The organism is Streptomyces sp. f51 (assembly GCF_037940415.1).
Taxonomy (GTDB): domain Bacteria; phylum Actinomycetota; class Actinomycetes; order Streptomycetales; family Streptomycetaceae; genus Streptomyces.
This window is the reverse complement of the sequence record NZ_CP149798.1, coordinates 2,714,080-2,739,303: the sequence shown is the minus strand read 5'-3', so window position 1 is coordinate 2,739,303 and position 25,224 is coordinate 2,714,080. Positions and strand designations below refer to the sequence as shown.

Here is a 25,224-nt window from a genome sequence, read left to right as displayed (position 1 = left end):
CCTTCACTGTGCGTCAATACGAAGACCCGGCCCGGGCACGTGAAGCCCCGGGCGTATGGGGTTCACACCGATGGCCCCGGGTGCGAACCTGTGATCATGAGCCGTATCGAAGCCCCGCGCGATGAGGACACGGCAGCGGCCGGAGGCCTCCTCGACCGTCTGCTGAGCGGTCTGCCGGCCGAGGCCGTCCTGACCGACCCGGACGTCACGGTCTCCTACGCCAACGACATGGCGAGCTTCTGCGAGGCGGGACGTCCCGCCGTGGTCGTGCTGCCCCGCACGGTCGAGCAGGTCCAGCACGTCATGCGCGTCGCGACCGAACTGCGCGTCCCCGTCGTCCCGCAGGGCGCCCGCACCGGCCTGTCCGGAGCGGCCAACGCCACCGACGGCTGCGTGGTCCTGTCCCTGGTGCGGATGGACCGCGTCCTGGAGATCAACCCCGTCGACCGCATCGCCGTCGTCGAACCCGGGGTCGTCAACGCCACGCTCTCGCGCGCCGTCGGCGAACACGGCCTGTACTACCCGCCGGACCCCTCCAGCTGGGAGACGTGCACGATCGGCGGCAACATCGGCACGGCCTCCGGCGGCCTGTGCTGTGTGAAGTACGGGGTGACGGCCGAGTACGTCCTCGGCCTCGACGTCGTCCTCGCCGACGGGCGGCTGATGTCCACCGGGCGCAGGACCGCCAAGGGCGTCGCGGGATACGACCTCACGCGCCTCTTCGTGGGCTCCGAGGGCTCGCTCGGCATCGTCGTACGGGCCGTGCTCGCGCTGAAGCCGCAGCCGCCCCAACAGCTCGTCCTGGCCGCCGAGTTCGGCTCGGCGCGGGCCGCCTGCGACGCCGTCTGCCGGATCATGGAGGGCGGCCATGTCCCGTCCCTGCTCGAACTGATGGACCGTACGACCGTCAAGGCCGTCAACGACCTCGCGCACATGGGCCTCCCGGAGACCACCGAGGCGCTGCTGCTCGCCGCCTTCGACACCCACGACCCGGCGGCCGACCTCGCCCTCGTCGGCGCCCTCTGCGAGGCCGCCGGAGCGACCCAGGTCGTCCCCGCCGAGGACGCCGCGGAGTCCGAACTGCTGCTCCAGGCGCGGAGGTTGTCGCTCACCGCGCTGGAGGCGGTCAAGGGCACCACGATGATCGACGACGTGTGCGTGCCGCGCTCCCGGCTCGCCGACATGCTCGACGGCATCGAGCGCGTCGCCGAGAAGTACGCCCTGACCATCGGCGTCTGCGCCCACGCGGGCGACGGCAACACGCACCCCACCGTCTGCTTCGACGCGTCCGATCCCGACGAGTCCCGGCGCGCCCGCGAGTCCTTCGACGAGATCATGGCCCTCGGTCTGGAACTCGGCGGCACGATCACCGGTGAGCACGGCGTGGGCGTGCTGAAGAAGGAGTGGCTGGCCCGCGAGATCGGCCCGGTGGGCGTGGAGATGCAGCGGGCCATCAAGGCGGCCTTCGACCCCCTGGGCCTGCTGAACCCCGGCAAGCTGTTCTGAGCCCCGGGACCGCTCGTTCCTCCGTCCGGCCGTCCGGCGGCCCGTCAGGACTGTTCGCCGTCCGCCGACTCGTCCGACGGCCACGGGTCGCGCAGCCACAGATCGTCGGGGGAGGGGGCTCCCGTCTGGTCGAGCGAGGCCGAGAGCCGGGGGGACGGCGCGAGCAGCTCGGCCAGACCGGCGTCGATGCCGAGCTGCCCGGCCTCGGTGCCCGGCGGGACCACCCTGAGGGTGCGCTCGAGCCAGGCGGTGATCTGCGCGGCGGGCGCCTCCAGGAGCGCGTCGCCGTCCGGCGAGCTCAACGCCATCAGGACGACGCTCCGGCCGCCGACCTTGGTCGGCCACACCCGCACGTCGCCGTGGCCGCAGGGCCGGAACACCCCCTCGACCAACAGCTCGCGGGCGAACGTCCAGTTGACGGGATGGTCGGAGCCGATGTGGAAGATGATGCGGACGGCGTACGGGTCGGCGGCGCGGTAACTCAGCCGCGCCGGTACCGGGATGCTGTGCTCGGGCGACAGGACGAGATGAAGCTCCAGCTCGCGTTCCACCACGGTGTGCATGTCGAAGCGCTCCCTTTCGTCGTACGGGCTCCTGTGGGTGGGCCCGTACGAGTGGAGAGCGCCTCGCGCCGCGGCCATTACGCGGGTTCGCGGAATTCTTTCGGGCCCGCTTCGGGCTCCCTCCGGGCGCACCGCGTACAGCCTCGGCCCCCGGGCCGCGGGACGGGGCGGAACCTCGCCCTAAAGGAGTGGGTACGGCGGGACCGGACGTGACGCGTGCGCCGGTCTGGTAGATGTGGTCCTTCCACACGACCCCCGAGCAGATACGGGACGACGGACATGAGCGCCCCAACCCCGGCCCCTGGTGACGACAGGCCCCGCGAAGGGTATTACCCGGACCCCTCCATCCCCGGATACGTCCGGTACTGGAACGGCGCCGCCTGGGTGCCGGGCACGAGCCGCCCGGCGCCGTCGGGCGGCGAGGCGCTCGCCCCGCCCGCCGTGGTGCGTCCCGCGCAGGTGCCCGCTCCGGCGTCCTCCCCCGAGTTCACGGCCTCACGCGGGCAGACGGCGGTTCCGGTCACGGAGGAGACGGGCCCGCACTTCTTCGACGAGGACCCGCAGCCCCGCGCCGCCGCCCCCGCCGAGTCCCAGCACGGGAGCCGGCCCGAGCCCGCCGCCTCGTGGGGCGCCGACCGCTCCCGGCAGTCCGGCTTCGGCGGCGACCAGGACCGCCGGGTTTCCTGGGGCGCGCCCAAGGGGTCCGACCCGCGCGCCGCCGACCCGGTGAGCCCGCCCGACGGGGCCTCCGCGAGCACGGACGGCACGACGACGATCCCGCCCGCCGACTCCGGCGCTCCCCGGCCCCCGTCGACCGCGGGCCCCGTGGTCTTCCACCGCCCCGCGGGCCCGGCACTGTCCACGGGACCCGAGGGCGCTCAGGGCACTCAGGGCGCTCAGGGCGCGAGCGGTACGGGCGGTGCGAGGGGTACGGGCCTTACGGGGGAGGCGAGTTCGGGCGGAGCCGACGCCTGGAGCGGGAGCCCGGGCGGGTCCGTGGCCGCGGCCGGGCACTCCGCGCCGGGGCGCCCGGCCGCCACTCCCGCCGCACCGGACCCCGTCACCGCCGGAGGCGACACGGCGCTGCGCGCGCCCTCCCCGCGTACGGAGCAGCGGAGCGGGGGCACGGGTCAGGCCGGTGCGCCGGGCGTGTCCGCCCCCTCGGCCCCGGCCCCCGAGCCCGGCCCGTCCCCGGCATCCGCCGCGCGGGCCGACGGCCGTCCCGGAACCGGTAGCCCGGCGCCCTCGGCGCAGGCCGGTGGCCCCTTCGGGACCGGTGCCCCCTCGGCGCAGGCCGGTGGCAGTCCCGCGACCAGTACTCCCGCGTCATCCGCGTCCGCCGCGCAGCCCGGTGGCCGTATCGGAAGCGGTGCCGCCGCTCCCGGTCCGTCCGCCGCGTCCTCCGCACCCGCAGCGTCGGCCGGTGGCGGTTCCGGGGCCGGGGCGGCCGCACAGCCGTCCGCGGGAACGCCCGCGCCCGCCCCCGTCGTCCCCCAACAGCCCGGCGCCTCCGCCCCCCTGGCCGCAGGGGCCGGTGGCGGTCAGCCCTCCTGGGCGCAGCAGGTGCACCAGCTCGCGGGCGACCCGGCCGAGGACGGCGGGCGGGTGACGCCGTGGAAGCCGCCGGTCGACGACGTGTTCCAGGCCGCCGCGCGCCGCCAGGCGGCGGTCCGCCCCTCCGGCCCCGGCAGACGGCTCGCCGCCCGGCTGGTGGACACCGTCGTCGTCGCCGGGGTCACCGCGGCGGCCGCGCTGCCGCTGGGCACCAGGGCGGTCGACCACATCGACGGGAAGATCGACGCGGCCAGGCTGTCGGGCGAGAAGGTCACCGTCTGGCTCCTCGACGGCACGACCGCCTCCTGCCTCGGCGCCGTCCTCGCCGTCCTGCTCGTCTTCGGCGTCCTCTACGAAGTCCTGCCCACCGCCAAGTGGGGCCGTACGCTCGGCAAGAGGCTGTTCGGCATCGAGGTGCGCGACATCGAGGGCCACGAACCGCCGGACTTCGGACGGGCCCTGGTCCGCTGGCTCGTCCTCAGCGTTCCGTGCCTGCTGGCCGTCGGTTTCGTCGGCGTCCTGTGGTGCCTGTTCGACAAGCCCTGGAGCCAGGGCTGGCACGACAAGGCGGCGCACACCTTCGTGGCGGGGCCGGCCCGGTAATCCCGTCCCCCGGACGGCCCTTCGCCGGATGCGGAGCCGGGGGGTTCGCGGTCGACTCGGGCCATGAGCAGCGAACCGCCGCCCCCGGGCCCCGGCCGGCCACCGGACGACGACCCGTTCAAGAAGCAGCCCCCACCGGGAGAGGGAACGGGCTCCCCGTACGACCCGCCGCCTCCGTCCGGCGGCGGTTCCCCCTACGACCCTCCGCCCCCCTCGGGCGAGGGGACCCCGCCCTACGGCAGCGAGCCGCCCCCGTTCGGCGGAGGTCCCTACGGCGAGGGCGGGGGACCGTACCAGGGGGGCGGTGACCCCTACAGCGGCGGCGGTCCCTACGGTGGCGACCCGCTCGCCGGCATGCCGCCGCTCGCGGACAGCGGGAAACGGGTGCTGGCGAGGATCCTGGACATGATCCTGGTGGGCATCGTGGTGTGGCTGCTGTCCTGGGCGTTCGGGGTCACCGAGTACAACATGGACTCGAACAAGATCGAGTACAGCAAGTCGCTCGGGCAGTCCCTGGTGGCCGCGGTGCTCTATGTCGCCTACGACACCGTGATGATCAGCAAGACGGGCCAGACCCTCGGCAAGCGGCTGTTCAACCACCGGGTCGCCAACCTCGACAACGGCTCGACGCCCTCCGTGCAGACCTCCCTGATCCGCGCCCTGGTCCTGTGGATCCCGTTCGCGTTCTGCTGCGCCTGCATCTGGACGGCGATCGCGGGCGGCTGGAGCTTCTTCGACAAGCCCTACAAGCAGGGCCTGCACGACAAGGCGGCCAAGACGGTGGTGGTCGACACCACCGGCTGACGGCTCGGGCGGGGCATCGCCGCACCGGAGGGCAGGGCGGAGGGGGAGCACATCGCGACGGCGGGCCCGTGGTTCACGGGCCCGCCGTCGCGGTACGAGGCCGGGGTGCCCGCGGTCCGCCGGTCCGCACGGGGACCGGGTCGCGCGGGCTCGGGTACGCGGCTTCAGGGCCCCGCGGGTTCGCGCACCGGCTCGGGCGCCAGGGACGCGGAGGCGGACACGGGTACGGACGAGGACAGGGACACGGACGCGGTCTCGCGCTGCGCCGGCACTCGCTCGTGGACGACGGGTGCGGCGGCGGCCGGTGAGGGCTTCGGCAGCGGGACCGTCATGGCCACCAGCAGTCCGAGAGCGAGCGCCGAGAGGGTGATCAGCACGATCCCCAGACTCGAACTCGTCTGTGACAGCAGCAGCATGGCGAGGGTGGAGAAGATCACGGTGCAGGAACCGTAGACGAGCTGTGCGGCGGTCGGACGAGGCATGGCAATCGTGTCCTCGGATGGGGGTTCTCCCCCCGGGTGCCTCTCGCGATGGGGGAGGGTGCGGATAGATGTCGGGGGTGGGACAACGGTGTCGACGTGGCTGTCCGCCGGTCTCCGACGCTTCGCCAATCGACTCTATTCGCCTGCATGCCCGAGTGGAACGTCCGGTAAGCGTGACCTTACCCACGGTGCCGGTGCACAGGGGGCGCACGGAGTCATCACGGCCGGCAAGTGGGCGTGGGAGCGCGCCCGTTGGTGATTTTTCGGTCGTCCGGATACCGAACGTAGGCTCCGCATAATGCACTTGCCAGGTTCAAGTCAAGATCTGTTTTTTCTTTGGTAACTCCGGTCAAATGTCGTCACTTGAATCGCGTAGCGCGCGCGGACCTCCATGACCCGGAACCCCCTCCGCGCGAACGTGCGCGGGGGAGGACATCAAGTGACCAACAGACCATGGACGTTCAGAGCAGCCGCGGTGGGCGTCGCCCTCGCGGCGGCCACCGCCACGTTCTCTACGTACGCCGTGGCGCAGGCCGATGCGGCCCACGCGTCACCGGTCGTGGAACGCCACGACCCCCAGCCGGTCCGGAACACGGTCGATCACGACCTGGACGGCCCGCTGAGCAAGACCCAGAACGCCCAGCGCCAGGAGGCGCTGAACCAGGTCATCTCCGGCGACGCCAAGGTGCAGAACCGTCACGGTTCCAAGGTCGTCCAGCTGAAGAGCAGGAAGGGCAGCTCCAAGTACGTGGAGCTCGGCCGCGAGAAGACCGACAAGATCTTCACCATCCTGGTCGAGTTCGGCGACAAGACGGACCCCAAGTTCGGTGGCACCGCCGGGCCCGCGCACAACCAGATAGCCGCGCCGGACCGTGCGAAGGACAACAGCACGGCCTGGCAGGCGGACTACAACCAGAAGCACTTCCAGAACCTCTACTTCGGCACCGGCAAGAACACCGAGTCGATGAAGAAGTTCTACGAGACGCAGTCCTCGGGCCGCTACTCGGTCGACGGCGAGGTCGCCGACTGGGTCAAGGTGCCCTACAACGAGGCGCGTTACGGCAACAACGCCTGCGGCAGCACCAACTGCCCGAGCGTGTGGAACGTCGTCAAGGACGGCGTCACGGCCTGGGTCGCCCAGCAGAAGGCGGCCGGCAAGACCGACGCGGCCATCAAGTCGGACCTGGCCCAGTTCGACCAGTGGGACCGCTACGACTACGACGGCGACGGCAACTTCAACGAGCCGGACGGCTACATCGACCACTTCCAGATCGTCCACGCCGGTGAGGACGAGTCCGCGGGCGGCGGCGCCCAGGGCAGGGACGCGATCTGGGCCCACCGCTGGTACGCCTTCGGCACCGACGCGGGCGCCACGGGCCCCGCGGACAACAAGCTCGGCGGCGCGCAGATCGGCGACTCCGGCATCTGGGTCGGCGACTACACCATCCAGCCGGAGAACGGCGGACTCGGCGTCTTCGCCCACGAGTACGGCCACGACCTCGGTCTGCCGGACCACTACGACACCGCCGGCGGCGACAACTCCACCGGTTTCTGGACCCTGATGTCCTCGGGCTCCTGGCTCGGCACCGGCAAGCAGTCCATCGGCGACCTCCCCGGCGACTTCAACGCCTGGGACAAGCTCCAGCTGGGCTGGCTGAACTACGACACCGCCAAGGCCGGCAAGCAGTCCACCCACAAGCTGGGCGTCGCCGAGTACAACACCTGGAACAAGCAGGCACTCGTCGTCAACCTGCCGGACAAGAACGTCACGACCACGGTCGTCAACCCCGCGCAGGGCTCGTCCCAGTGGTGGAGCGGCAGCGGTGACAACCTGAAGAACACGCTGACCCGGTCCGTGGACCTCACGGGCAAGACCTCGGCGAAGCTGACCCTCGACGGCTGGTACGACATCGAGGCGAACTACGACTACCTGTACACCGAGGTCTCGACCGACGGCGGCGCCAACTGGACCGCCCTGGACGGCACGGTGGACGGCGCCGCCATCCCGCGTGACGGCAGCGACAAGCCCGCCCTCACCGGCACGGTCGACACGTACAAGAAGCTCGTCTACCCGCTCGACGCCTACGCGGGCAAGAAGATCGACATCCGCTTCCGCTACCAGAGCGACGGCGGCGTGGCGCTCAAGGGCTTCGCGGCCGACGAGATCGGCGTGACCGCCGACGGCACCGCGCTCTTCACGGACAACGCCGAGACGGCCGACCCCGCTTGGACCGCCGCCGGCTTCTCCCGCATCGGCGCCTCGTTCACCAAGAGCTACGCGCAGTACTACATCGCGGAGAACCGCCAGTACGTCTCGTACGACAAGACCCTCAAGGTCGGCCCGTACAACTTCGGCTTCTCGACGACCCGTCCGGACTGGGTGGAGCACTACCCGTACCAGACCGGCCTGTTGATCTGGAAGTGGGACACCTCGCAGGCGGACAACAACACCAGCCAGCACCCGGGTGTCGGTCTCGCGCTTCCGATCGACTCGCACCCGAAGGCCCTGTGGTGGGACAACGGCACGCTGATGCGCAACCGCATCCAGGCCTACGACTCCCCGTTCAGCCTGTACCGCACGAGCGGGATCACGCTGCACAGCGCCGACGTCGCCACGAGGATCCCGTCGTCGAAGGGGGTGTCGGTCTTCAACGACCACACCAGCGACTACTACGACAACCGGAACCCGACCGGCGGTGTCAAGGTCACTGACACCAACACCAAGATCGAGATCGTCAAGCAGGCCAAGGATGGCTCGACGATCTCCCTCAAGGTCGGCCCCGCAGTGAAGTAATCGGTATCTGCGCAGGTCAAGAGCGTATCGGCGGCAACCCCTGGCGGGTTGCCGCCGATCGTGTTTAGGTGCGTCCTGTGCCCCGCTTATTGACACCGACATCGACACCGACTCACACGGGGGTGTGACCGCATGGCCGCAGGAGGCTTCTCCAGACTGCCCAACGGCAGCGTCGTCGTGGCGCTGAACCTGCCCAGTCCGGCGGGTGGGGCGGGTGGCTGCGTGCGGTTCCTGGTCGTCGCCCCGAACCGTGCCCGCGCCCTGACCAGGCTGCGGAACCTCGGGCTGCGCGCCGTCTACCTGCGGGGCAACGCCGCCCCGCCGACCCCGGACGAGATCACCGCCGTTCTGCACCATCCCGACGGGCTCATATGGCGCACCGCCCCCGAGAGCGGCTGCACCGAGCTCTCCCAGGAGCTGTGGCACCCGGTCAGGACCCTGCTCAGACGCCCGGCACCCCAGCCGTGACGTGACCCGGGCACCGGCGTGACCCGGGCCGTGACGTGACCCGGGCACCGGCGTGTCCCGGGCCGTGACGTGACCCGGGCACCGGCGTGTCCCGGGCCGGGGAGGCCCCCGGGCGGGGCCTAGACGACGGGCTTGCCCGTGAGCTCGATCCCGGCGGCGCGCATCTCCTCCAGCGCCCGCTGCGTCGTCTCCTCCGCCACCCCGGCGGTCAGGTCCAGCAGGACGGTCGTGCGGAAGCCCTGCCGGGCCGCGTCCAGGGCGGTGGCCTTCACGCAGTGGTCGGTCGCGATGCCGACCACGTCCACCTCGCCGATCCCGCGGGCGCGCAGCCAGTCGCCCAGGGGCACCCCGTTCTCGTCGGCGCCCTCGAAGCCGCTGTACGCCGCCGCGTAGGCGCCCTTGTCGAAGACCGTGTCGATCGCGCCGGAGGCGACGGCAGGGGCGAAGTTCGGGTGGAAGCCGACCCCCTCGGTCCCGGCCACGCAGTGGGCGGGCCAGGAGTGCACGTAGTCGGGGTTGTCGGCGAAGTGGCCCCCGGGGGCGATGTGGAGGTCCCGGGTGGCGACCACGTGCCGGTAGCCGGCGGGCGCCTGCCCGATCAGCTCCGTGACGGCGGCGGCCACGTCGGCGCCCCCGGCCACCGCGAGGCTGCCTCCCTCGCAGAAGTCGTTCTGCACGTCTACGACGATCAAGGCGCGGCGCATGGGCGGTGTCCTTCGGGTATGGGTGCGGCAGACAAGGGTGCGGCCCGGCCGTTGAACTACCGAGCGTAGAGAATTCCGGGGCGGTGCGGGAGGGGGCATTCGGTTTCCGTGGCCCGTGCGGGCACGCTGCCGTTGCATTCCCGCTCACCGAGGGTTCATGCGCGGTGCCACCCCGGTAACGCCCGCACCACTCGCCCCGTACGTCTCAGACGTATTCGGTGGGGATCACCGGCTCGCCGCGCGACAGCTGGGTCGCGGACAGCGGCAGCCGGGCGCGGGCCCGCGCGTGCCGGTCCCGTACGACGTCGAGCGGCTCCCGGGACAGGACCTGGCCGCCCTTGACCAGCTCGGCCAGGAGCTGCTGGTCGGCCAGGTCGGCCGGCACCGGTCCCACCCCGACGACCTCGGCCTCCGCGACGCCCTGTCCGTCCAGGCGCCGGGCGGCCCATTTACGGCCGCCGACGGACGTCTTGCCGCCCGTGGACTTCTTGGCCACCGGCACCAGCGGAGCCCTGGGGTCGGCCGACTCGGCGCGGGCGACCAGTTTGTAGACCATCGAGCACGTCGGATGGCCGGATCCCGTCACCAGCTGGGTGCCGACGCCGTACGCGTCCACGGGCGCCGCCGCGAGCGAGGCGATGGCGTACTCGTCGAGGTCCGAGGTCACGACGATCTTCGTGTCCCTCGCGCCCAGCTCGTCCAGCTGCCGGCGTACCCGGTGGGCGACGAGCAGCAGGTCGCCGGAGTCGATGCGCACCGCGCCGAGTCCGGGCCCGGCGACCTCGACGGCCGTGCGGACCGCCTCGGCGACGTCGTAGGTGTCCACGAGCAGGGTGGTGCCGCGGCCCAGCGAGTCCACCTGGGCCCGGAAGGCGTCCCGCTCGTGGTCGTGCAGGAGCGTGAAGGCGTGCGCGGAGGTGCCCACGGTCGGGATGCCGTAGCGGAAACCGGCGGCCAGGTCGGAGGTGCTGGTGAACCCGCCGATGTACGCGGCGCGCGAGGCGGCCACGGCGGCCAGCTCGTGGGTGCGCCGGGCGCCCATCTCGATCAGCGGCCGGTCGCCCGCGGCGGAGGCCATGCGGGAGGCGGCCGCCGCGATGGCGGAGTCGTGGTTGAGGACCGAGAGGATCACCGTCTCCAGGAGCACGCACTCCGCGAAGCTGCCCTCGACCCGCAGGACGGGCGAGCCCGGGAAGTACACCTCGCCCTCGGGGTAGCCCCAGATGTCCCCGCCGAAGCGGTAGGAGGCGAGCCACTCCAGGGTCGGTTCGTCCACGATCCCGCGCTCGCGCAGGAAGCCGAGGAGGTCCGGGTCGAAGCGGAAGTTCTCGACGGCGTCCAGGACGCGTCCGGTGCCCGCGAGGACTCCGTAGCGCCGGCCTTCCGGCAGCCGGCGGGTGAAGACCTCGAAGACCGAGCGCCGCCCGGCGGTCCCGGCCGCGAGCGCGGCTTGCAGCATCGTCAACTCGTACTGGTCCGTGAAGAGCGCCGTAGACGGAACTTCCACCGGCAGCCCAAGGTCCGCTGTGTTCATGGCAGGGATCGTACCCCCATCTCGTCAGTTTGACGATTTCTGTTTCCCGGTCGGCGATTCCCGTGGTGGCGGCCCTTTCCCGGGGGCCGTTTATGCGGGTGACCCCCTCTGGTGGGAGCATGGGCGGTGTGACGGCTCCCGCACCTCTAGAGATCGAGAAGACCGAGTCGGCGGAGGAGGTCTTCGCCGTACCCGAGCCGGACGTCCCCTGGGTCACGATCGTCCACAACGACCCGGTCAACCTCATGAGCTACGTGACGTATGTCTTCCAGACGTACTTCGGCTATCCCAAGGACAAGGCCACCAAGCTGATGATGGACGTCCATCACAAGGGCCGGGCCGTCGTCTCCAGCGGCACGCGCGAGGAGATGGAGCGCGACGTGCAGGCCATGCACGGCTACGGTCTGTGGGCCACCCTTCAGCAGGACCGGAGGTAGCCGGCCCCCTGTCAACCGACCGCCCGCAGGACCGGAAGTAGCGAACTCACTCCATGCCCGGACACTTCGAACCGCTCCCCGGCGGCGGCGCGGCCGTCGCGCTCGACGAGGTCGAGATCTCCATCATCCGCACCCTCGCCGTCCAGCTCCTGGAGCTCATCGGTCCCGGCCCCGCGGAGAACGCCTCCGCCGACCCGCTCGCCGAGCTGTTCGCCGAGGGCCCCAGCGAGCCGCCCAGCGACCCGGTCCTCAAGCGCCTGTTCCCTGACGCCTACAGCGGACCCGGCGTCGAGGCCGACACGCCCGAGCAGGCCGACGAGCAGCAGGCCCACTCCGCCGAGTTCCGCCGCTTCACCGAGAACGACCTGCGCGCGGGCAAGCGCGAGAACGCCCTCACGGTGATCCGCTCGCTCGACGCGCTGACACCCGGCGGCGACGGCGGAGCGGTCCTGGAACTGACCGCCGCCCAGTCGGAGCAGTGGCTGCGCGCCCTGAACGACCTGCGTCTGGCCATCGGTTCGCGGCTCGACGTCGTCGACGAGGAGGACACCGAGCTCCTCTACCGCCTCCCCGACGAGGACCCGCGCAAGCCGATGGTGATGGCGTACCTCTGGCTGGGCGGCCTCCAGGAGACGCTGGTCACCACGCTTCTGCCCTGATCCGCCGACCGCACACGGCACCGCCGGCGGTCGCTCAGCGGACGCTCAAATCCGGATAACGATCACGTCACCGTAACCGCGTCCTTTGGGGCGCGGTTCATCGTTTTGTCCGGTTCTTCCTGTGGTCTGCGCAACACCGGCCGCCCCCGATCAACGCCGCCACCGTGATAAATCTTCACGACCGCCCGGCAGGACACCACCCATGTCCCGCCGGGTGCGCCACCGAGCCGGCGGACCGCCGGCCAGGCACAAGCTCCACCTGTCCGGGGGGATCGGAAACCGATTCGAAGCCGTGGGACCGGCTCGGACCGGTATGGAGAAAGGCGCACCAGACATGACCTCATCGCAGGTCGGCAAGATTCACGACGGCAGTGAGGCCGTGGGCGGCGACGCCCCCGAAGAGGGGTACGAGCGCGGGCTCGGCAGCCGTCAGGTCCAGATGATCGCGATCGGCGGCGCCATCGGCGTCGGCCTCTTCCTGGGGGCCGGGGCGAACATCGCCAAGGCCGGACCCAGCCTGATCATGATGTACGCCCTCGCGGGCGTGATCATCTTCTTCATCATGCGGGCGCTCGGCGAGCTCCTGCTCTACCGCCCGGTCTCGGGCTCCTTCGCCGAGTACTCCCGCGAGTTCCTCGGCCCGTTCTTCGGCTACTTCACCGGCTGGACGTACTGGCTGATGTGGGTGGTCACCGGCATGGCCGAGCTCACGGCCGCCGCCATCTACGTCCACTACTGGTTCCCGGCGATCCACCAATGGGTGACCGCGCTGGTCTTCCTGATCGTCCTTTTCGTGGCGAACCTGATCTCGGTGAAGCTCTTCGGCGAGATCGAGTTCTGGTTCTCGATGGTCAAGGTCACCGCCCTGCTCGGCATGATCATCATCGGCATCGGCGTTCTGACCTTCGGCTTCAGCTCCGCCGGTGACACCGCCTCCGTCAGCAACCTGTGGCAGTTCGACGGCTTCTTCCCCAACGGCATCGGCTCGTCCCTGATGACCCTCCAGGGCGTCATGTTCGCCTACCTCGCCGTCGAGCTCGTCGGCGTCACCGCGGGCGAGTCCGAGGACCCCGAGAAGACCCTCCCGAAGGCCATCAACACCCTCCCGTGGCGCATCGCCCTCTTCTACGTCGGCGCCCTCACGGTCATCCTCTGCGTCGTGAAGTGGACGGAGTTCGCGCCGAACGTGAGCCCCTTCGTCGCGGCCTTCGCGAAGATCGGCATCCCGGCGGGCGCCGGCATCGTCAACTTCGTGGTCCTCACCGCAGCGCTGTCCTCCTGCAACTCCGGCATGTACTCCACGGGCCGCATGCTGCGGAACCTGGCCGAGAGCGGCGAGGCCCCGAAGGTCTTCAGCAAGCTGTCGTCCACCAAGACGCCCGCGTTCGGCGTCACGGTCTCCGTGCTCTTCATGGGCATCGGCGTGATCCTCAACTACGTCGCCCCCGGGAAGGCCTTCGGCTACGTCACCTCGGTGGCCACCGCGGCCGGCATCTGGACCTGGCTGATGATCCTCGTCAGCCACATCCTCTACCGCCGCGCGGTCGACGCGGGCCGGCTCCCGGCCTCGTCCTTCCCCGCCCCGGGCGGCGCCAAGTGCAGCTACGTCGCCGTCGTGTTCCTCCTCTTCGTCACCGGCCTGATCGCCTACGACGCCCAGTCCCGCATCTGCCTGTACGTGATGGCCGTCTGGGCCGCCGCCCTGGCCGTCGGCTGGGCGGTCCTCAAGGCACGCAACCCCCAGGTCACCCAGCGCCGCGAGCCGGAGCTCGAAAAGGTCGGCTGACCGCCACCACGGACGCCCGGCCCACCGGGCCACCGCTCAGGACGTCCGGCATACGGGCCGTCCCGTACCACTCCTCGGTACGGGACGGCCCTTCTGTCTATCCTGACCAGCATGCTGACCATTACCGAGGCCCTGTTCGACCAGATCGTCGCCCACGCGCGCCAGGACCACCCCGACGAGGCGTGCGGAGTCGTCGCCGGGCCCGCCGGCACCGGCCGCCCCGAGCGCTTCATCCCGATGCTCAACGCGGCCCGCTCGCCCACGTTCTACGAGTTCGACTCCGGCGACCTGCTCAAGCTCTACCGCGAGATGGACGACCGCGACGAGGAGCCGGTCGTCATCTACCACTCGCACACCGCGACCGAGGCCTACCCCTCCCGCACCGACCTCGCCTACGCGAACGAGCCCGAAGCGCACTACGTCCTGGTCTCCACGGCGGACACCGACGACGCGGGCCCCTTCCAGTTCCGCTCCTACCGGATCGTGGACGGCGAGGTCACGGAGGAGGAGGTCAAGGTCGTGGAGAACTACTGATCTCACCCATCGGCCGAAAAGCGTCCGGAATGCGAGATCACACTCCGGGGCCCGTACCGGGAATCGATACGATGAGCCCATGGTTCTGAACGACGTGAGCGACAAGACGCCGGGCATGCTGCTCGTGGCGCGGCTGCACGTCGACCTCTGTAGGTTGCAGAGCGCCATCTGTACGCACTGACCTGCCGCCGTCGTACGGCCGGAGAGCCGCGGCTCCGCAACCCGCGTACCCCTTCCCCGCCCGCGCTGCCGCGCGTCTTCCGACCTGACACACCTTCCGACAGGAGCACGCAACCATGGCCATCGAGGTCCGCATCCCCACCATCCTCCGCACCTACACCGACGGCGAGAAGGCCGTCCAGGGCGGCGGGGCGACCCTCGCCGAGCTGTTCACCGACCTCGACACCCGCCACGCGGGCATCCGGGCCCGGATCGTGGACGGCGGCGAGCTGCGCCGCTTCGTCAACGTCTACCTCAACGACGAGGACGTCCGCTTCCTCGACGGCATCAACACCAAGCTGACCGACGGCGACAACGTCACCATCCTGCCGGCCGTGGCCGGCGGCATGGCCTGATCGGACCCTGGTCTCCGATGCGCTACGACTCCCCGCTCGCCGCGGTGGGCAACACCCCTCTGGTGCGCCTGCCGCGTCTGTCGCCGTCCGCGGACGTCCGTATCTGGGCGAAACTGGAGGACCGCAACCCGACCGGCTCCGTCAAGGACCGGCCGGCCCTCCACATGATCGAGCAGGCGGAGAAGGACGGCAGGCTCACTCCGGGCTGCACGATCCTGGAGCCCACCAGCGGCAACACCGGCATCTCCCTGGCCATGGCGGCGAAGCTCAAGGGCTACCGCATGGTCTGCGTGATGCCCGAGAACACCTCGCAGGAACGCCGTGACCTGCTCGGCATGTGGGGCGCCGAGATCATCCCCAGCCCGGCCGCCGGCGGTTCCAACACCGCCGTGCGCGTCGCCAAGGAACTCTCCGCCCAGCACCCGGACTGGGTGATGCTCTACCAGTACGGCAACCCGGACAACGCCGGCGCCCACTACGCCACGACGGGCCCGGAGATCCTCGCCGACCTCCCGTCCATCACCCACTTCGTGGCGGGCCTCGGCACCACCGGCACCCTCATGGGCGTCGGCCGCTACCTGCGCGAGCACAAGCCGGACGTCAGGATCGTCGCCGCCGAGCCGCGCTACGACGATCTCGTGTACGGCCTGCGCAACCTCGACGAGGGCTTCGTACCGGAGCTGTACGACGCCTCCGTCCTCACCACCCGCTTCTCCGTCGGCTCGGCGGACGCGGTCACCCGCACCCGGGAACTCCTCCAGCAGGAGGGCATCTTCGCGGGCGTCTCCACCGGAGCCGCGCTGCACGCCGCGATCGGCGTCGGCAACAAGGCCGTCAAGGCCGGAGAGACCGCCGACATCGCCTTCGTGGTCGCCGACGGCGGCTGGAAGTACCTGTCGACGGGCGTCTACACCGCGGCCACGACGGAAGAAGCCATCGAGACACTCCAGGGCCAGCTCTGGGCCTAGCCGCACACGGATTCACCGAGGGGCGCGCGGACCGGTCGACGGTTCCCGCGCCCCTCGGCGTTTCCGTCGGCCCCCGCCGGGAGCGGCTCAGCGGGCCGGACAGCCGGCCCCTGGGCGCGGATCAGCGGGCCAGATAGCGGACCTGGTCCCACAGGACCGGGTCCACCACACCCACCCGCCGCCGGAAGTCACCGACCGGCACCTCGCGCAGCTCGTCCGTCTCCAGGAAACTCGGCCGCCCCTGGGCGTCCCCCACCGCTCCCGGAGGCAGCGGAATCACCCCGGGCCGCTCGTCGTGGTACTTGCTGGTGATCTTCGCGACGGTCACCCGCTTCCCGCGCACCACCAGCACCAGACACGGCCGGTCCTTGGCCCCCGGCCCGTCCTCGTACGGGACGTTCGCCCACCAGATCTCCGCCGCCCGCGGCGACGGCCCGCCGCGCCCGGCTCCGCCCCGGCGCGGTCCCCGGCCCGGCGGACGCGTCCGCCCGGCCGGCCGGCGCCCGCGGCGCCCCCAGCCGTCCACCAGCGTCGCGACCAGCGCGAGCAGAACCACCGCCGCCAACGCGAGCCACCAGGACGTGTCCACAGCAAAGAAGGTACCGGCGCGCGCGTACCGCCGCCCGCCCTGTGACACCCCGGCATTTCCGGAAGGCTGTCCGAACTGATCCAAACGCCACCCCGCAGGTCCATCCGAACCGGTGACAGCACAGGTGAGTTCGCCCACAACAGCCCCTGGCGGAGGAGCGACCGGCCCTTTTGCGCCTTACGCTCGACGGACCGCACGACCCCCGTCTCCCCCTTTCCAGCTGTTACCCGCCAGCGGAGGTTTCTGCTTTATGAAGCTCACCGTCGTCGGCTGCTCGGGGTCGTTCCCGTCCGCGGAATCGGCCTGCTCGAGCTACCTCGTAGAGGCCGACGGCTTCCGGCTGCTCCTCGACATGGGCAACGGTGCCCTGGGCGAGTTGCAGCGCCACTGCGGTCTCTACGACCTCGACGCGATCTTCCTGAGTCATCTGCACGCCGACCACTGCATCGACATGTGCGCCTACTTCGTCGCGCGCTACTACCGGCACGACGGCGGCCGCTGCGCCCCGCTCCCCGTCCACGGACCCGAGGGAACCGAGCACCGCCTGACCACGGCCTACGCCGACACGCCGTCCGCGTCCTCGATGAGCGAGGTCTTCGACTTCCACACGGTCAAGCCGTCCACGTTCGAGATCGGCCCCTTCACCGTGCACACCGAACGGGTGGCGCACCCGGTGGAGGCGTACGGCATCCGGGTGGAGCACGGCGGACGGTCGTTGACGTACTCCGGCGACACCGGGGTGACCGAGGCCCTGGACGAACTCGCCCGCGACACGGACCTGTTCCTGTGCGAGGCCGCGTTCACCCACGGCAAGGAGAACATCCCCGGCCTCCACCTCAACGGCCTGGAGGCAGGCGAGACCGCGGCCCGGGCGGGCGCCCGCCGCCTGGTCCTGACCCACATCCCCCCGTGGACGGACGCCGACACCAACCTGAGGGACGCCCGTTCGGCGTACCGGGGCCCGGTGGACCTGGCGGTGCCCGGGGCGGCGTACGAGATCTGACGCCCCCGCGTGCGCGAAGGCCCCCGGAACCAGACGGTTCCGGGGGCCTTCGGCGATGTCGGGACGGCTCACGCCTTGGTGAGGTCCTCGAGCTCCTCCTCGGGCTCACGGCCCGGGGTGGGGAGGTTGAACTTGGTGATCGCGAAGCGGAAGACCACGTAGTAGATCGCGCCGAACACCAGGCCGATCGGAATGATCAGCCAGGGCTTGGTGGCCAGGTTCCAGTTCAGCGCGTAGTCGATGAAGCCCGCGGAGAACGTGAAGCCCGCGTGGACACCGAGCGCCCAGGTGACCGCGAGGGACAGGGCGGTCAGCACCGCGTGGATCGCGTAGAGGAGCGGCGCGATGAACATGAACGAGAACTCGATCGGCTCGGTCACACCCGTCACGAACGAGGTCAGCGCCAGCGAGATCATCATGCCCATCACGGCCTTGCGGCGCTCGGGGCGGGCGGAGTGCGCGATGGCGATCGCGGCGGCCGGCAGACCGAACATCATGATCGGGAAGAAGCCCGACATGAACATTCCGGCGCTCGGGTCACCGGCGAAGAACCGGTTGAGGTCACCGTGGACGACCACGCCCGCGGAGTTCTTGAAGTCGCCGATCTGGAACCAGGACACGGCGTTCACGAACTGGTGCATGCCGACCGGGATGAGCGCGCGGTTGATGAGACCGAACAGGCCCGCGCCGACCGTGCCGAGACCGGTGATCCACTCGCCGAAGTGGGAGATGCCGGTACCGATCGGCTCCCAGACCAGACCGAAGAAGACACCCATGGCCGTGCCGACGAACGCCATGATGATCGGCACCAGACGGCGGCCGTTGAAGAAGCCGAGCCAGTCCACCAGCTTCTTGCGGTGGTAGCGCTGCCACAGCACGGCGGAGAGCAGACCCATGATGATGCCGCCGAGGACACCGGGGTTGTTGTAGGTCGCCGCTATGTCGGCGCCCTTCTGGATCTTCGCCTCGGTGACCGGGAAGGCCTTGAGCACGTTGCTGTAGACCAGGAAGCCGACCAGGGCCGCGAGCGCGGTGGAGCCGTCCGCCTTCTTGGCGAAGCCGATCGCGACACCGATGCAGAACAGCATCGGCAGGTTGTCGAAGATCGCGCCGCCGGCGGTGGCGAACACCTCCGTGACCTTGTCGGGCAGGTGCAGCTTCTGCGCGATGTCCGGTACTCCCAGACGCAGCAGGATGCCCGCCGCCGGAAGCACGGCGATCGGCAGCTGTAGGCTGCGGCCGACCTTTTGCAGGCCCTGGAACAGGCCGGATCCCCGCTTCTTCGCGGGTGCCGCCGAGACGGTGGCGGTGCTCATAGTTCCTCCATGCGCTGGGCGCTGCCGGGGGACGGGAAGGTACGACAGAGTTCGGCAGCGACCATGTGGTCTACACCACCAGTGGTGTAGACCTGTTTCTAGCACGGTGAAGGCCGGATAAGGAAGGTGCGAATTTTGTGGCCTCGGCCATAACAGGAATAACCGGTTCCGGTCATGCGGAAGGCCCCCGGACCGGTGGGTCGGGGGGCCTTCGTCGTGCGCGCGCCACACGGTTCGCGCGGAGGTCTACGCCTTCGTGGTGTCCTCGACCTCCTCGTCCGGCTCCCGCCCCGGGGTCTTCAGATCGAACTTCGTGATCGCGAACCGGAAGATGACGTAGTAGACGACGGCGAAACACAGGCCGATCGGGATGATCAGCCAGGGCTTGGTCGCCAGGTTCCAGTTGATGACGTAGTCGATCAGACCTGCCGAGAAACTGAAACCGTCGTGCACACCCAGCGCCCAGCTCACCGCCATCGACACACCCGTGAGCACCGCGTGCACCGCGTACAGCAGCGGCGCGATGAACAGGAACGAGTACTCGATCGGCTCGGTGATGCCCGTGACGAACGACGTCAGCGCCACCGAGAGCATCAGGCCGCCCACCTCCTTGCGCCGGTGCGGCTTCGCGCAGTGCGTCATCGCCAGCGCCGCCGCCGGCAGCGCGAACATCATGATCGGGAAGAAGCCCGTCAGGAACTGCCCCGCGTTGGGGTCACCCGCCAGGAACATGTTGATGTCGCCGTGCACCACCGTGCCGTCCGGCTTGGTGTAGCTGCCGAACTGGAACCAGATGGGCACGTTCAGGAACTGGTGCAGACCGATCACCAGCAGAGCCCGGTTCGCGAGACCGAACACGCCCGCGCCCCACGAGCCCGCGTGGTGCAGCCAGTCGCTGAAACTCTCCAGGCCGTCACCGATCGGCGGCCACACCCACAGGCACAGCGCCGCGAACCCGATCGCCACGAACGACATCAGGATCGGCACCAGGCGGCGGCCGTTGAAGAAGCCGAGCCAGTCCACCAGCCTCGTACGGTGGAAACGGGCCCAGAACCAGGCCGCCAGCAGACCCATGATGATGCCGCCGAACACGCCGGGGTTCTGGAAGGTGAACGCCGTCACGCCGCCGCCCGTCTCGGTGATCTGACAGCCGATGCCCGGAATGGCCTTCGAACCGCCCGGACAGCCCTCGGGGAACTGGTGCAGCACGCCGTAGTAGACGAGGAAGCCCGCCACCGCCGCGAGCGCCGTCGAGCCGTCCGCCTTCTTCGCCATGCCGATCGACACGCCGATGCAGAACAGCAGGGGCAGTCCGAGCGAGCCGTCGAGCAGGGCGCCGCCCGCGCCCACCATCACCTTGGAGAGTCTGTTCCATCCGAGGCCCTCGTCCCCGAACACGTCCGGCTGGCCGAGCCGGTTGAGGATGCCCGCCGCCGGCAGCACCGCGATCGGCAGCTGAAGACTGCGGCCCATCTTCTGAAGCCCCTGGAAGGCCGTGTTCCAGCGGGCGCGTGCGGGCGAAACATCACTTACGGCACTCATGGGCGTCCTCCGGGCGGGCCGGTTTGGCGACTACCCGCTGACTGGTGTAGACCAGTTGACGACGGGTCGCTCTGTCGTGATCGCCATCCTTCGGCACCGACGACATGACCGCTCGCGAAGATGGGCCAACTGTGGGTTACTGCGACAAAGCGGTTCTGATCAGGGAGTAGGACATGGCCACCAAGGCTGAGAAGATCGTCGCCGGGCTCGGCGGCATCGACAACATCGAAGAGGTCGAAGGCTGCATCACGCGCCTGCGCACCGAGGTCAAGGACCCCTCACTCGTCGACGAGGCCGCCCTGAAGGCCGCCGGCGCCCACGGCGTCGTCAAGATGGGCAACGCCATCCAGGTCGTCATCGGCACGGACGCCGACCCCATCGCCGCCGACATCGAAGACCTGATGTGAGCACGCACTGACCCGAGCGACCAGGACCACCGAAGCCACCCGCGCGCGCCACGCGCCGCCCACCGCTCCAGGAGGTCCCGCTCACCCGTGAGGGGCTGTTTCCGCCACCGGCGGACAGCCCCTCACGCCTGTGCGGATAGGCTCGACACCATGTCTCGAATCGACGGTCGCACCCCCGAACAGCTGCGCCCCATCACCATCCAGCGCGGCTGGAGCAAGCACGCCGAGGGCTCCGTCCTCGTCTCCTTCGGCGACACGAAGGTCTTCTGCACGGCCTCCGTCACCGAAGGCGTCCCGCGCTGGCGCAAGGGCAGCGGCGAAGGCTGGGTCACCGCCGAATATTCCATGCTCCCGCGCGCCACCAACACCCGCGGCGACCGCGAGTCCGTCCGCGGCAAGATCGGCGGCCGCACCCACGAGATCAGCCGCCTCATCGGCCGCTCCCTGCGCGCCGTCATCGACTTCAAGGCCCTCGGCGAGAACACGATCGTCCTCGACTGCGACGTCCTCCAGGCCGACGGCGGTACCCGCACCGCCGCCATCACCGGCGCGTACGTCGCCCTCGCCGACGCCGTCACCTGGGCCCAGGGCAAGAAGCTCGTCCGGGCCGGCCGCAAGCCGCTCACCGGCACCGTCTCCGCCGTCTCCGTCGGGATCGTCGGCGGCGTCCCCCTCCTCGACCTCTGCTACGAGGAGGACGTCAGGGCCGACACCGACATGAACGTCGTGTGCACCGGCGACGGCCGCTTCGTCGAGGTCCAGGGCACCGCCGAGGCCGAGCCCTTCGACCGCAAGGAACTCAACGCCCTGCTCGACCTCGCCGTCGCGGGCTGCGACGAACTCGCCGCCATCCAGCGCGCGGTACTCGAAGAGACCCGCGAGGCAACCGCGGGTTAACCCTTCGCGTTCTTATGGGTACGGGCGTACGGTCCAGCCGTTCGCCCGCCGGCCCCTGTGGGTGGACCGGGCCGACCGCACAGCGGACCGGTCCGGTCCCCCTATGTGGCCGGACCACACCATGCCCACGGGGAGGGACCGTTCCATGGCCGCGCGCCACCGCAACCGCCGCCGTACCGCCGCACTCGCCGTCGTCGCCGCACTCGTCGCCCTGCCGGCGGCCGTCGGATGCGACGCGGTCGGCAAGGCGCTCGACTGCGTGCAGACCGCCGACTCGATAGCCGACAGCGTCACCGCGCTCCAGCAGGCCGTCGAGAACGCCGCGAACGACCCGTCGCAGACCGACGCGTCCCTCAACGCCATCGAGAACAACCTCGACAAGATCGGCGACAAGACCGACAACGCCGACGTCAACAAGGCGGTCGACCACTTGAACAAGGCCGTCGCGAACGTCCGAACGGCCGTCAAGAACGGCGACACGACCCCCGACATCAGCCCCGTCACGGCAGCGGCGGGCGAACTGACGAAGGTGTGCACACCGTAGAACTCCGCCTGGACCGGCGGCATCGGGCTGTTCCGGCCGGGACCGGAGGCGGCATCGGGCTGTCCGGGCCGGGACCGGCAGTGGCGGCGGACTGGGCGTGGGCCGGGACCCGGGCGCAGACGGGCCGCGGGCCGGGGCATGGGCCGGGACCGGGATCGGACCGGGTGTCCGGGGCGACCTGAGACCGCCTCAGGGGTGACCTGGGACCGGCTCAAGGGGTGACCTGGGACCGGCTCAAGGGGGCGGCTCGGCGATACTGGCGGGCATGACCCGCCTGATCCTCGCCACCCGCAATGCAGGAAAGCTCACCGAGTTGAAGGCGATCCTCGCCGACGCAGGGCTCACCCATGACCTCGTCGGCGCGGACGCCTACCCGGACATCCCCGACGTCAAGGAAACCGGCGTCACCTTCGCCGAGAACGCCCTGCTGAAGGCCCACGCCCTCGCCCAGGCCACCGGCCTGCCCGCCGTCGCCGACGACTCGGGTCTGTGCGTCGACGTCCTGAACGGCGCCCCCGGCATCTTCTCCGCCCGCTGGGCAGGCCGCCACGGCGACGACCAGGCCAACCTGGACCTGCTCCTCGCCCAGCTCTCCGACATCGACGCTCCCCACCGGGGCGCCCACTTCGCCTGCGCAGCGGCGCTCGCCCTGCCGGACGGCACGGAACGCGTGGTCGAGGGCCAACTCCTCGGCACCCTCCGCCACACGCCCGCCGGCACGAACGGCTTCGGCTACGACCCGATCCTCCAGCCGGAGGGCGACACCCGAACCTGCGCGGAACTGACACCAGCAGAAAAGAACGCAATCAGCCACAGGGGCAAGGCATTCCGGGCACTGGTACCGGTGGTCAGGGAACTGCTGGGCTGAGCGCACACAACGAACGACCTGCGTATCCGTCGATTCGCAGGCCGTTCGTGGTGCGGCGGAAGGGATTCGAACCCTCAAGCCGTTTCACGGGCCACAGATCCTAAGTCTGCTGCGTCAGCCGTTGCGCCACCGCCGCCAGTCGCCTGCCATCGTATCGGGAGTCGCTCACGGTGTTCTGCCTCCCCTGCACCAGGTGCTTGTGATCGCGTGACAGTTGGGGCACAGATACCGCAGATTCTCCCTGCGGTTGTCCCGCCAGTCCCCGCTGACGTGGTCGATTTGCAAGGTCATCGGGCGGCCCATCCACGTACCGGCGTTGCCGCACCCCGTGCATGTGTAGGGCACGCCTACCTCGCTCAGGGCGCGGTGGAGCCGGGCTCTGTTGGTTCGACCGGTTTGGTCCGGCAGAACGACCAGTACCCGGTGCGCCATTGCTGAAGGTTCAGGGGGCTCCGGCCGCCCCCAAGCCCGGCGCTTGAAGTGGCTGGCGTCGAGGCCGAGGCGGGATGCCGCGCGCCGCACGCGCCGGTGATTGGTGTCGTTGACGTCCATGCCGAGACGGCGCATCACGTCGGCATAGCTGGTGGAGCTCTGCACGGCATCACGCAACGTGTCATCGGCGATCGATGTGCGCCGGTGGGAGAAGTGCCCGACGTCGACGTGATGGGCCGCCAGCATGCGGCTCAGCGTCGCACGCGAGCGGCCGTCGTCAGGAACGCCCAGTGCGCGGGCCACGCCCCGCACGCTCGTGGCCGCAGCCGCGGCCGCCCTCAACTCCTCCGGGGTGAAGGGCAGGTCCGACTCGGGCCGGTCCATGCCCGGGAAGTGGCTGATGTCGATTCCTGCCGCGCCGATGCGGCGGCGGATGTGGGACAGCGTTCCCGTGGCCGGGGTGGCCCCCAGTTTCAGTGCCACTTCGCGCAGCGAAGACGACGCGGCGGCGGCCTCGGCGATGGCGGCATCCGGGTACTTGTGCCACGGGCTGCGCTTGACGAAGTGATGCGTGTCGAGGCCGTGGCTCGCCACCTTCTCCTGGAGCACGCGGCGCTGCCCTCCACTCGGCCTCAGGCCGAGCCGCCGCATCAGATCGGTCCAGTTGCGTGCCGAGGCGACGACCGGTGCGAGGCGTTCCCTGCGGTACGGGTCCGCGTCCGGCGCCACCTGCCGTGGGACGGCCCGCGCCGCCGGTCCACCTGTGCTCCGCACGTCCGTGTCCCCCTTCGGCTCGACCGCACGTTCGCGGTCTCGTACGGGCTAACGAACCGGTTATCGGACAGTCACGCCCGGAGAGGGGATCAGTGGCCCGATGTTGCCTTCAGGCCCACTACCGATGCCAGGAGGAGGCAGATGAAGAAGATGCGGGCCGCTGTGGCCGGTTCGCCCAGGAGGGTCATGCCGAGGACGGCCGCGCCCGCGGCGCCGATGCCGACCCAGACGCCGTAGGCCGTGCCGATGGGCAGCGACCTGGCCGCGTAGGACAGGAGCAGCATGCTCGCCACGATGCCCGCGCCCGTCAGCACGCTGGGGACCGGGCGCGCGAACCCGTCGGTGTACTTCATCCCGATCGACCAGCCGACTTCGAGCAGTCCGGCGATGATCAGCAGGAACCAGGCCATGGGAGGCACCTCCGGGAGACGACGGCTGAACAAGGGCTGCGTCGTCTTTGCCAGGCCCGGTACGGCGCGTCTCGTCGGGGTCCCTCCACCGTAGCAAGGAATGGCGAAAGGGGCCGGTGACCATGGTCACCAGCCCCTTCGGCGTGCTTACGCCCTACAAATACAGGCCGGTCGAGTCCTCGGAGCCCTCGAAGCGGTCCGCGGCCACGGCGTGCAGGTCCCGTTCGCGCATCAGCACGTAGGCGATCCCGCGGACCTCGACCTCGGCCCGGTCCTCCGGGTCGTACAGGACCCGGTCGCCCGGCTCCACCGTACGGACGTTCTGGCCGACGGCGACGACGTCGGCCCAGGCGAGCCGGCGGCCGACGGCCGCCGTCGCGGGGATCAGGATGCCGCCGCCGGAGCGCCGCTCGCCCTCGGCGGCGTCCTGCCGTACCAGCACGCGGTCGTGCAGCATCCGGATGGGCAGCT

27 protein-coding genes, 1 tRNA gene and 1 riboswitch are annotated in these 25,224 nt (G+C 70.3%); of the genes, 17 read left to right on the top strand and 11 right to left on the bottom strand.

Annotation, left to right across the window (positions count from 1 at the left end):
* Window positions 1–90 precede the first annotated feature (90 nt).
* Window positions 91–1,506, top strand: a complete 1,416-nt coding sequence (locus WJM95_RS12045) for an FAD-linked oxidase C-terminal domain-containing protein (RefSeq protein WP_339129591.1) — start codon at window positions 91–93, stop codon at window positions 1,504–1,506.
* 44 nt (window positions 1,507–1,550) lie between these two features.
* Here WJM95_RS12045 and WJM95_RS12040 read toward each other — a convergent pair whose 3' ends face one another.
* Window positions 1,551–2,069, bottom strand: a complete 519-nt coding sequence (locus WJM95_RS12040) for an SsgA family sporulation/cell division regulator (protein ID WP_339129590.1) — start codon at window positions 2,067–2,069, stop codon at window positions 1,551–1,553.
* Window positions 2,070–2,348: 279 nt separating this feature from the next.
* On the opposite strand from WJM95_RS12040, the gene WJM95_RS12035 reads away from it, so the two are divergent.
* Both WJM95_RS12035 and WJM95_RS12030 read left to right on the top strand, forming a co-directional pair.
* Window positions 2,349–4,226 (top strand): RDD family protein, encoded by a 1,878-nt coding sequence (locus WJM95_RS12035; protein WP_339129589.1) that lies wholly within the window; start codon window positions 2,349–2,351, stop codon window positions 4,224–4,226.
* Between the two features lie 63 nt (window positions 4,227–4,289).
* Window positions 4,290–5,030, top strand: a complete 741-nt coding sequence (locus WJM95_RS12030; protein WP_339129588.1) for an RDD family protein — start codon at window positions 4,290–4,292, stop codon at window positions 5,028–5,030.
* Between the two features lie 164 nt (window positions 5,031–5,194).
* Here WJM95_RS12030 and WJM95_RS12025 read toward each other — a convergent pair whose 3' ends face one another.
* Window positions 5,195–5,512 (bottom strand): hypothetical protein, encoded by a 318-nt coding sequence (locus tag WJM95_RS12025; RefSeq protein ID WP_339129587.1) that lies wholly within the window; start codon window positions 5,510–5,512, stop codon window positions 5,195–5,197.
* Window positions 5,513–5,951: 439 nt separating this feature from the next.
* On the opposite strand from WJM95_RS12025, the gene WJM95_RS12020 reads away from it, so the two are divergent.
* Window positions 5,952–8,306 (top strand): immune inhibitor A domain-containing protein, encoded by a 2,355-nt coding sequence (locus WJM95_RS12020; RefSeq protein ID WP_339129586.1) that lies wholly within the window; start codon window positions 5,952–5,954, stop codon window positions 8,304–8,306.
* Window positions 8,307–8,438: 132 nt separating this feature from the next.
* The gene (locus tag WJM95_RS12015) at window positions 8,439–8,774 is read left to right on the top strand and encodes a hypothetical protein (RefSeq protein ID WP_339129585.1); all 336 of its coding nucleotides are present in this window, start codon (window positions 8,439–8,441) and stop codon (window positions 8,772–8,774) included.
* Window positions 8,775–8,893: 119 nt separating this feature from the next.
* Here WJM95_RS12015 and WJM95_RS12010 read toward each other — a convergent pair whose 3' ends face one another.
* Both WJM95_RS12010 and WJM95_RS12005 read right to left on the bottom strand, forming a co-directional pair.
* Window positions 8,894–9,478, bottom strand: a complete 585-nt coding sequence (locus tag WJM95_RS12010) for an isochorismatase family protein (protein ID WP_339129584.1) — start codon at window positions 9,476–9,478, stop codon at window positions 8,894–8,896.
* 205 nt (window positions 9,479–9,683) lie between these two features.
* Window positions 9,684–11,012: a nicotinate phosphoribosyltransferase gene (locus tag WJM95_RS12005; protein ID WP_339129583.1), complete on the bottom strand. Its 1,329-nt coding sequence runs from the start codon at window positions 11,010–11,012 to the stop codon at window positions 9,684–9,686.
* A gap of 119 nt (window positions 11,013–11,131) precedes the next feature.
* Between WJM95_RS12005 and clpS the strand changes: the two genes are divergently transcribed.
* The 7 genes from clpS (at window position 11,132) to WJM95_RS11970 (ending at window position 15,971) form a co-directional block, all read left to right on the top strand.
* The gene (gene clpS, locus WJM95_RS12000) at window positions 11,132–11,449 is read left to right on the top strand and encodes an ATP-dependent Clp protease adapter ClpS (RefSeq protein ID WP_339129582.1); all 318 of its coding nucleotides are present in this window, start codon (window positions 11,132–11,134) and stop codon (window positions 11,447–11,449) included.
* Window positions 11,450–11,502: 53 nt separating this feature from the next.
* Window positions 11,503–12,108, top strand: coding sequence for a DUF2017 domain-containing protein (locus WJM95_RS11995; protein ID WP_339129581.1), 606 nt, complete (start codon window positions 11,503–11,505; stop codon window positions 12,106–12,108).
* A 334-nt stretch (window positions 12,109–12,442) separates the two neighbouring features.
* Window positions 12,443–13,894, top strand: coding sequence for an amino acid permease (locus WJM95_RS11990; protein ID WP_339129580.1), 1,452 nt, complete (start codon window positions 12,443–12,445; stop codon window positions 13,892–13,894).
* Window positions 13,895–14,005: 111 nt separating this feature from the next.
* Window positions 14,006–14,428 (top strand): M67 family metallopeptidase, encoded by a 423-nt coding sequence (locus tag WJM95_RS11985; protein WP_339129579.1) that lies wholly within the window; start codon window positions 14,006–14,008, stop codon window positions 14,426–14,428.
* Between the two features lie 79 nt (window positions 14,429–14,507).
* Complete coding sequence (locus tag WJM95_RS11980; RefSeq protein WP_339129578.1) at window positions 14,508–14,609, top strand: putative leader peptide; 102 nt, start codon at window positions 14,508–14,510, stop codon at window positions 14,607–14,609.
* A 115-nt stretch (window positions 14,610–14,724) separates the two neighbouring features.
* Entirely contained in the window at window positions 14,725–15,003 is a 279-nt protein-coding gene (locus tag WJM95_RS11975) for a MoaD/ThiS family protein (RefSeq protein WP_339129577.1), read from the top strand.
* 17 nt (window positions 15,004–15,020) lie between these two features.
* Complete coding sequence (locus WJM95_RS11970) at window positions 15,021–15,971, top strand: cysteine synthase (protein WP_339129576.1); 951 nt, start codon at window positions 15,021–15,023, stop codon at window positions 15,969–15,971.
* Between the two features lie 121 nt (window positions 15,972–16,092).
* Here WJM95_RS11970 and WJM95_RS11965 read toward each other — a convergent pair whose 3' ends face one another.
* Window positions 16,093–16,560 carry a type II toxin-antitoxin system PemK/MazF family toxin gene (locus tag WJM95_RS11965; RefSeq protein WP_339129575.1) on the bottom strand — a complete coding sequence of 156 codons (468 nt, stop codon included), beginning with the start codon at window positions 16,558–16,560 and terminating at the stop codon, window positions 16,093–16,095.
* A 250-nt stretch (window positions 16,561–16,810) separates the two neighbouring features.
* Between WJM95_RS11965 and WJM95_RS11960 the strand changes: the two genes are divergently transcribed.
* Complete coding sequence (locus tag WJM95_RS11960) at window positions 16,811–17,563, top strand: MBL fold metallo-hydrolase (RefSeq protein WP_339129574.1); 753 nt, start codon at window positions 16,811–16,813, stop codon at window positions 17,561–17,563.
* Between the two features lie 68 nt (window positions 17,564–17,631).
* Here WJM95_RS11960 and WJM95_RS11955 read toward each other — a convergent pair whose 3' ends face one another.
* Together WJM95_RS11955 and WJM95_RS11950 are read right to left on the bottom strand one after the other, a co-directional pair.
* Window positions 17,632–18,879: a PTS transporter subunit EIIC gene (locus WJM95_RS11955; RefSeq protein WP_339129573.1), complete on the bottom strand. Its 1,248-nt coding sequence runs from the start codon at window positions 18,877–18,879 to the stop codon at window positions 17,632–17,634.
* 246 nt (window positions 18,880–19,125) lie between these two features.
* Window positions 19,126–20,421, bottom strand: coding sequence for a PTS transporter subunit EIIC (locus tag WJM95_RS11950; RefSeq protein ID WP_339129572.1), 1,296 nt, complete (start codon window positions 20,419–20,421; stop codon window positions 19,126–19,128).
* 173 nt (window positions 20,422–20,594) lie between these two features.
* Here WJM95_RS11950 and WJM95_RS11945 point away from each other — a divergent pair, with 173 nt between their 5' ends.
* The 4 genes from WJM95_RS11945 (at window position 20,595) to rdgB (ending at window position 23,137) form a co-directional block, all read left to right on the top strand.
* Window positions 20,595–20,828, top strand: a complete 234-nt coding sequence (locus tag WJM95_RS11945; RefSeq protein ID WP_339129571.1) for a PTS glucose/sucrose transporter subunit IIB — start codon at window positions 20,595–20,597, stop codon at window positions 20,826–20,828.
* A 150-nt stretch (window positions 20,829–20,978) separates the two neighbouring features.
* The gene (rph, locus tag WJM95_RS11940; RefSeq protein ID WP_339129570.1) at window positions 20,979–21,725 is read left to right on the top strand and encodes a ribonuclease PH; all 747 of its coding nucleotides are present in this window, start codon (window positions 20,979–20,981) and stop codon (window positions 21,723–21,725) included.
* Window positions 21,726–21,870: 145 nt separating this feature from the next.
* Entirely contained in the window at window positions 21,871–22,269 is a 399-nt protein-coding gene (locus WJM95_RS11935; protein WP_339129569.1) for a hypothetical protein, read from the top strand.
* A gap of 265 nt (window positions 22,270–22,534) precedes the next feature.
* A complete protein-coding gene (gene rdgB, locus WJM95_RS11930; RefSeq protein ID WP_339129568.1) occupies window positions 22,535–23,137 on the top strand; it encodes an RdgB/HAM1 family non-canonical purine NTP pyrophosphatase in 603 nt (200 codons plus the stop codon).
* 48 nt (window positions 23,138–23,185) lie between these two features.
* Here the strand turns inward: rdgB and WJM95_RS11925 are convergent.
* From WJM95_RS11925 to WJM95_RS11910, 4 genes are all read right to left on the bottom strand, one after another.
* Window positions 23,186–23,273: transfer RNA gene (locus WJM95_RS11925), tRNA-Leu, on the bottom strand.
* 29 nt (window positions 23,274–23,302) lie between these two features.
* Entirely contained in the window at window positions 23,303–24,178 is an 876-nt protein-coding gene (locus WJM95_RS11920) for an HNH endonuclease (RefSeq protein WP_339129567.1), read from the bottom strand.
* Window positions 24,179–24,432: 254 nt separating this feature from the next.
* A complete protein-coding gene (locus WJM95_RS11915) occupies window positions 24,433–24,753 on the bottom strand; it encodes a multidrug efflux SMR transporter (RefSeq protein WP_339129566.1) in 321 nt (106 codons plus the stop codon).
* Window positions 24,754–24,788: 35 nt separating this feature from the next.
* Window positions 24,789–24,858: riboswitch (guanidine-III (ykkC-III) riboswitch) on the bottom strand.
* A 49-nt stretch (window positions 24,859–24,907) separates the two neighbouring features.
* Window positions 24,908–25,210, bottom strand: a complete 303-nt coding sequence (locus tag WJM95_RS11910) for a co-chaperone GroES (RefSeq protein WP_103554526.1) — start codon at window positions 25,208–25,210, stop codon at window positions 24,908–24,910.
* Window positions 25,211–25,224: the final 14 nt, after the last annotated feature.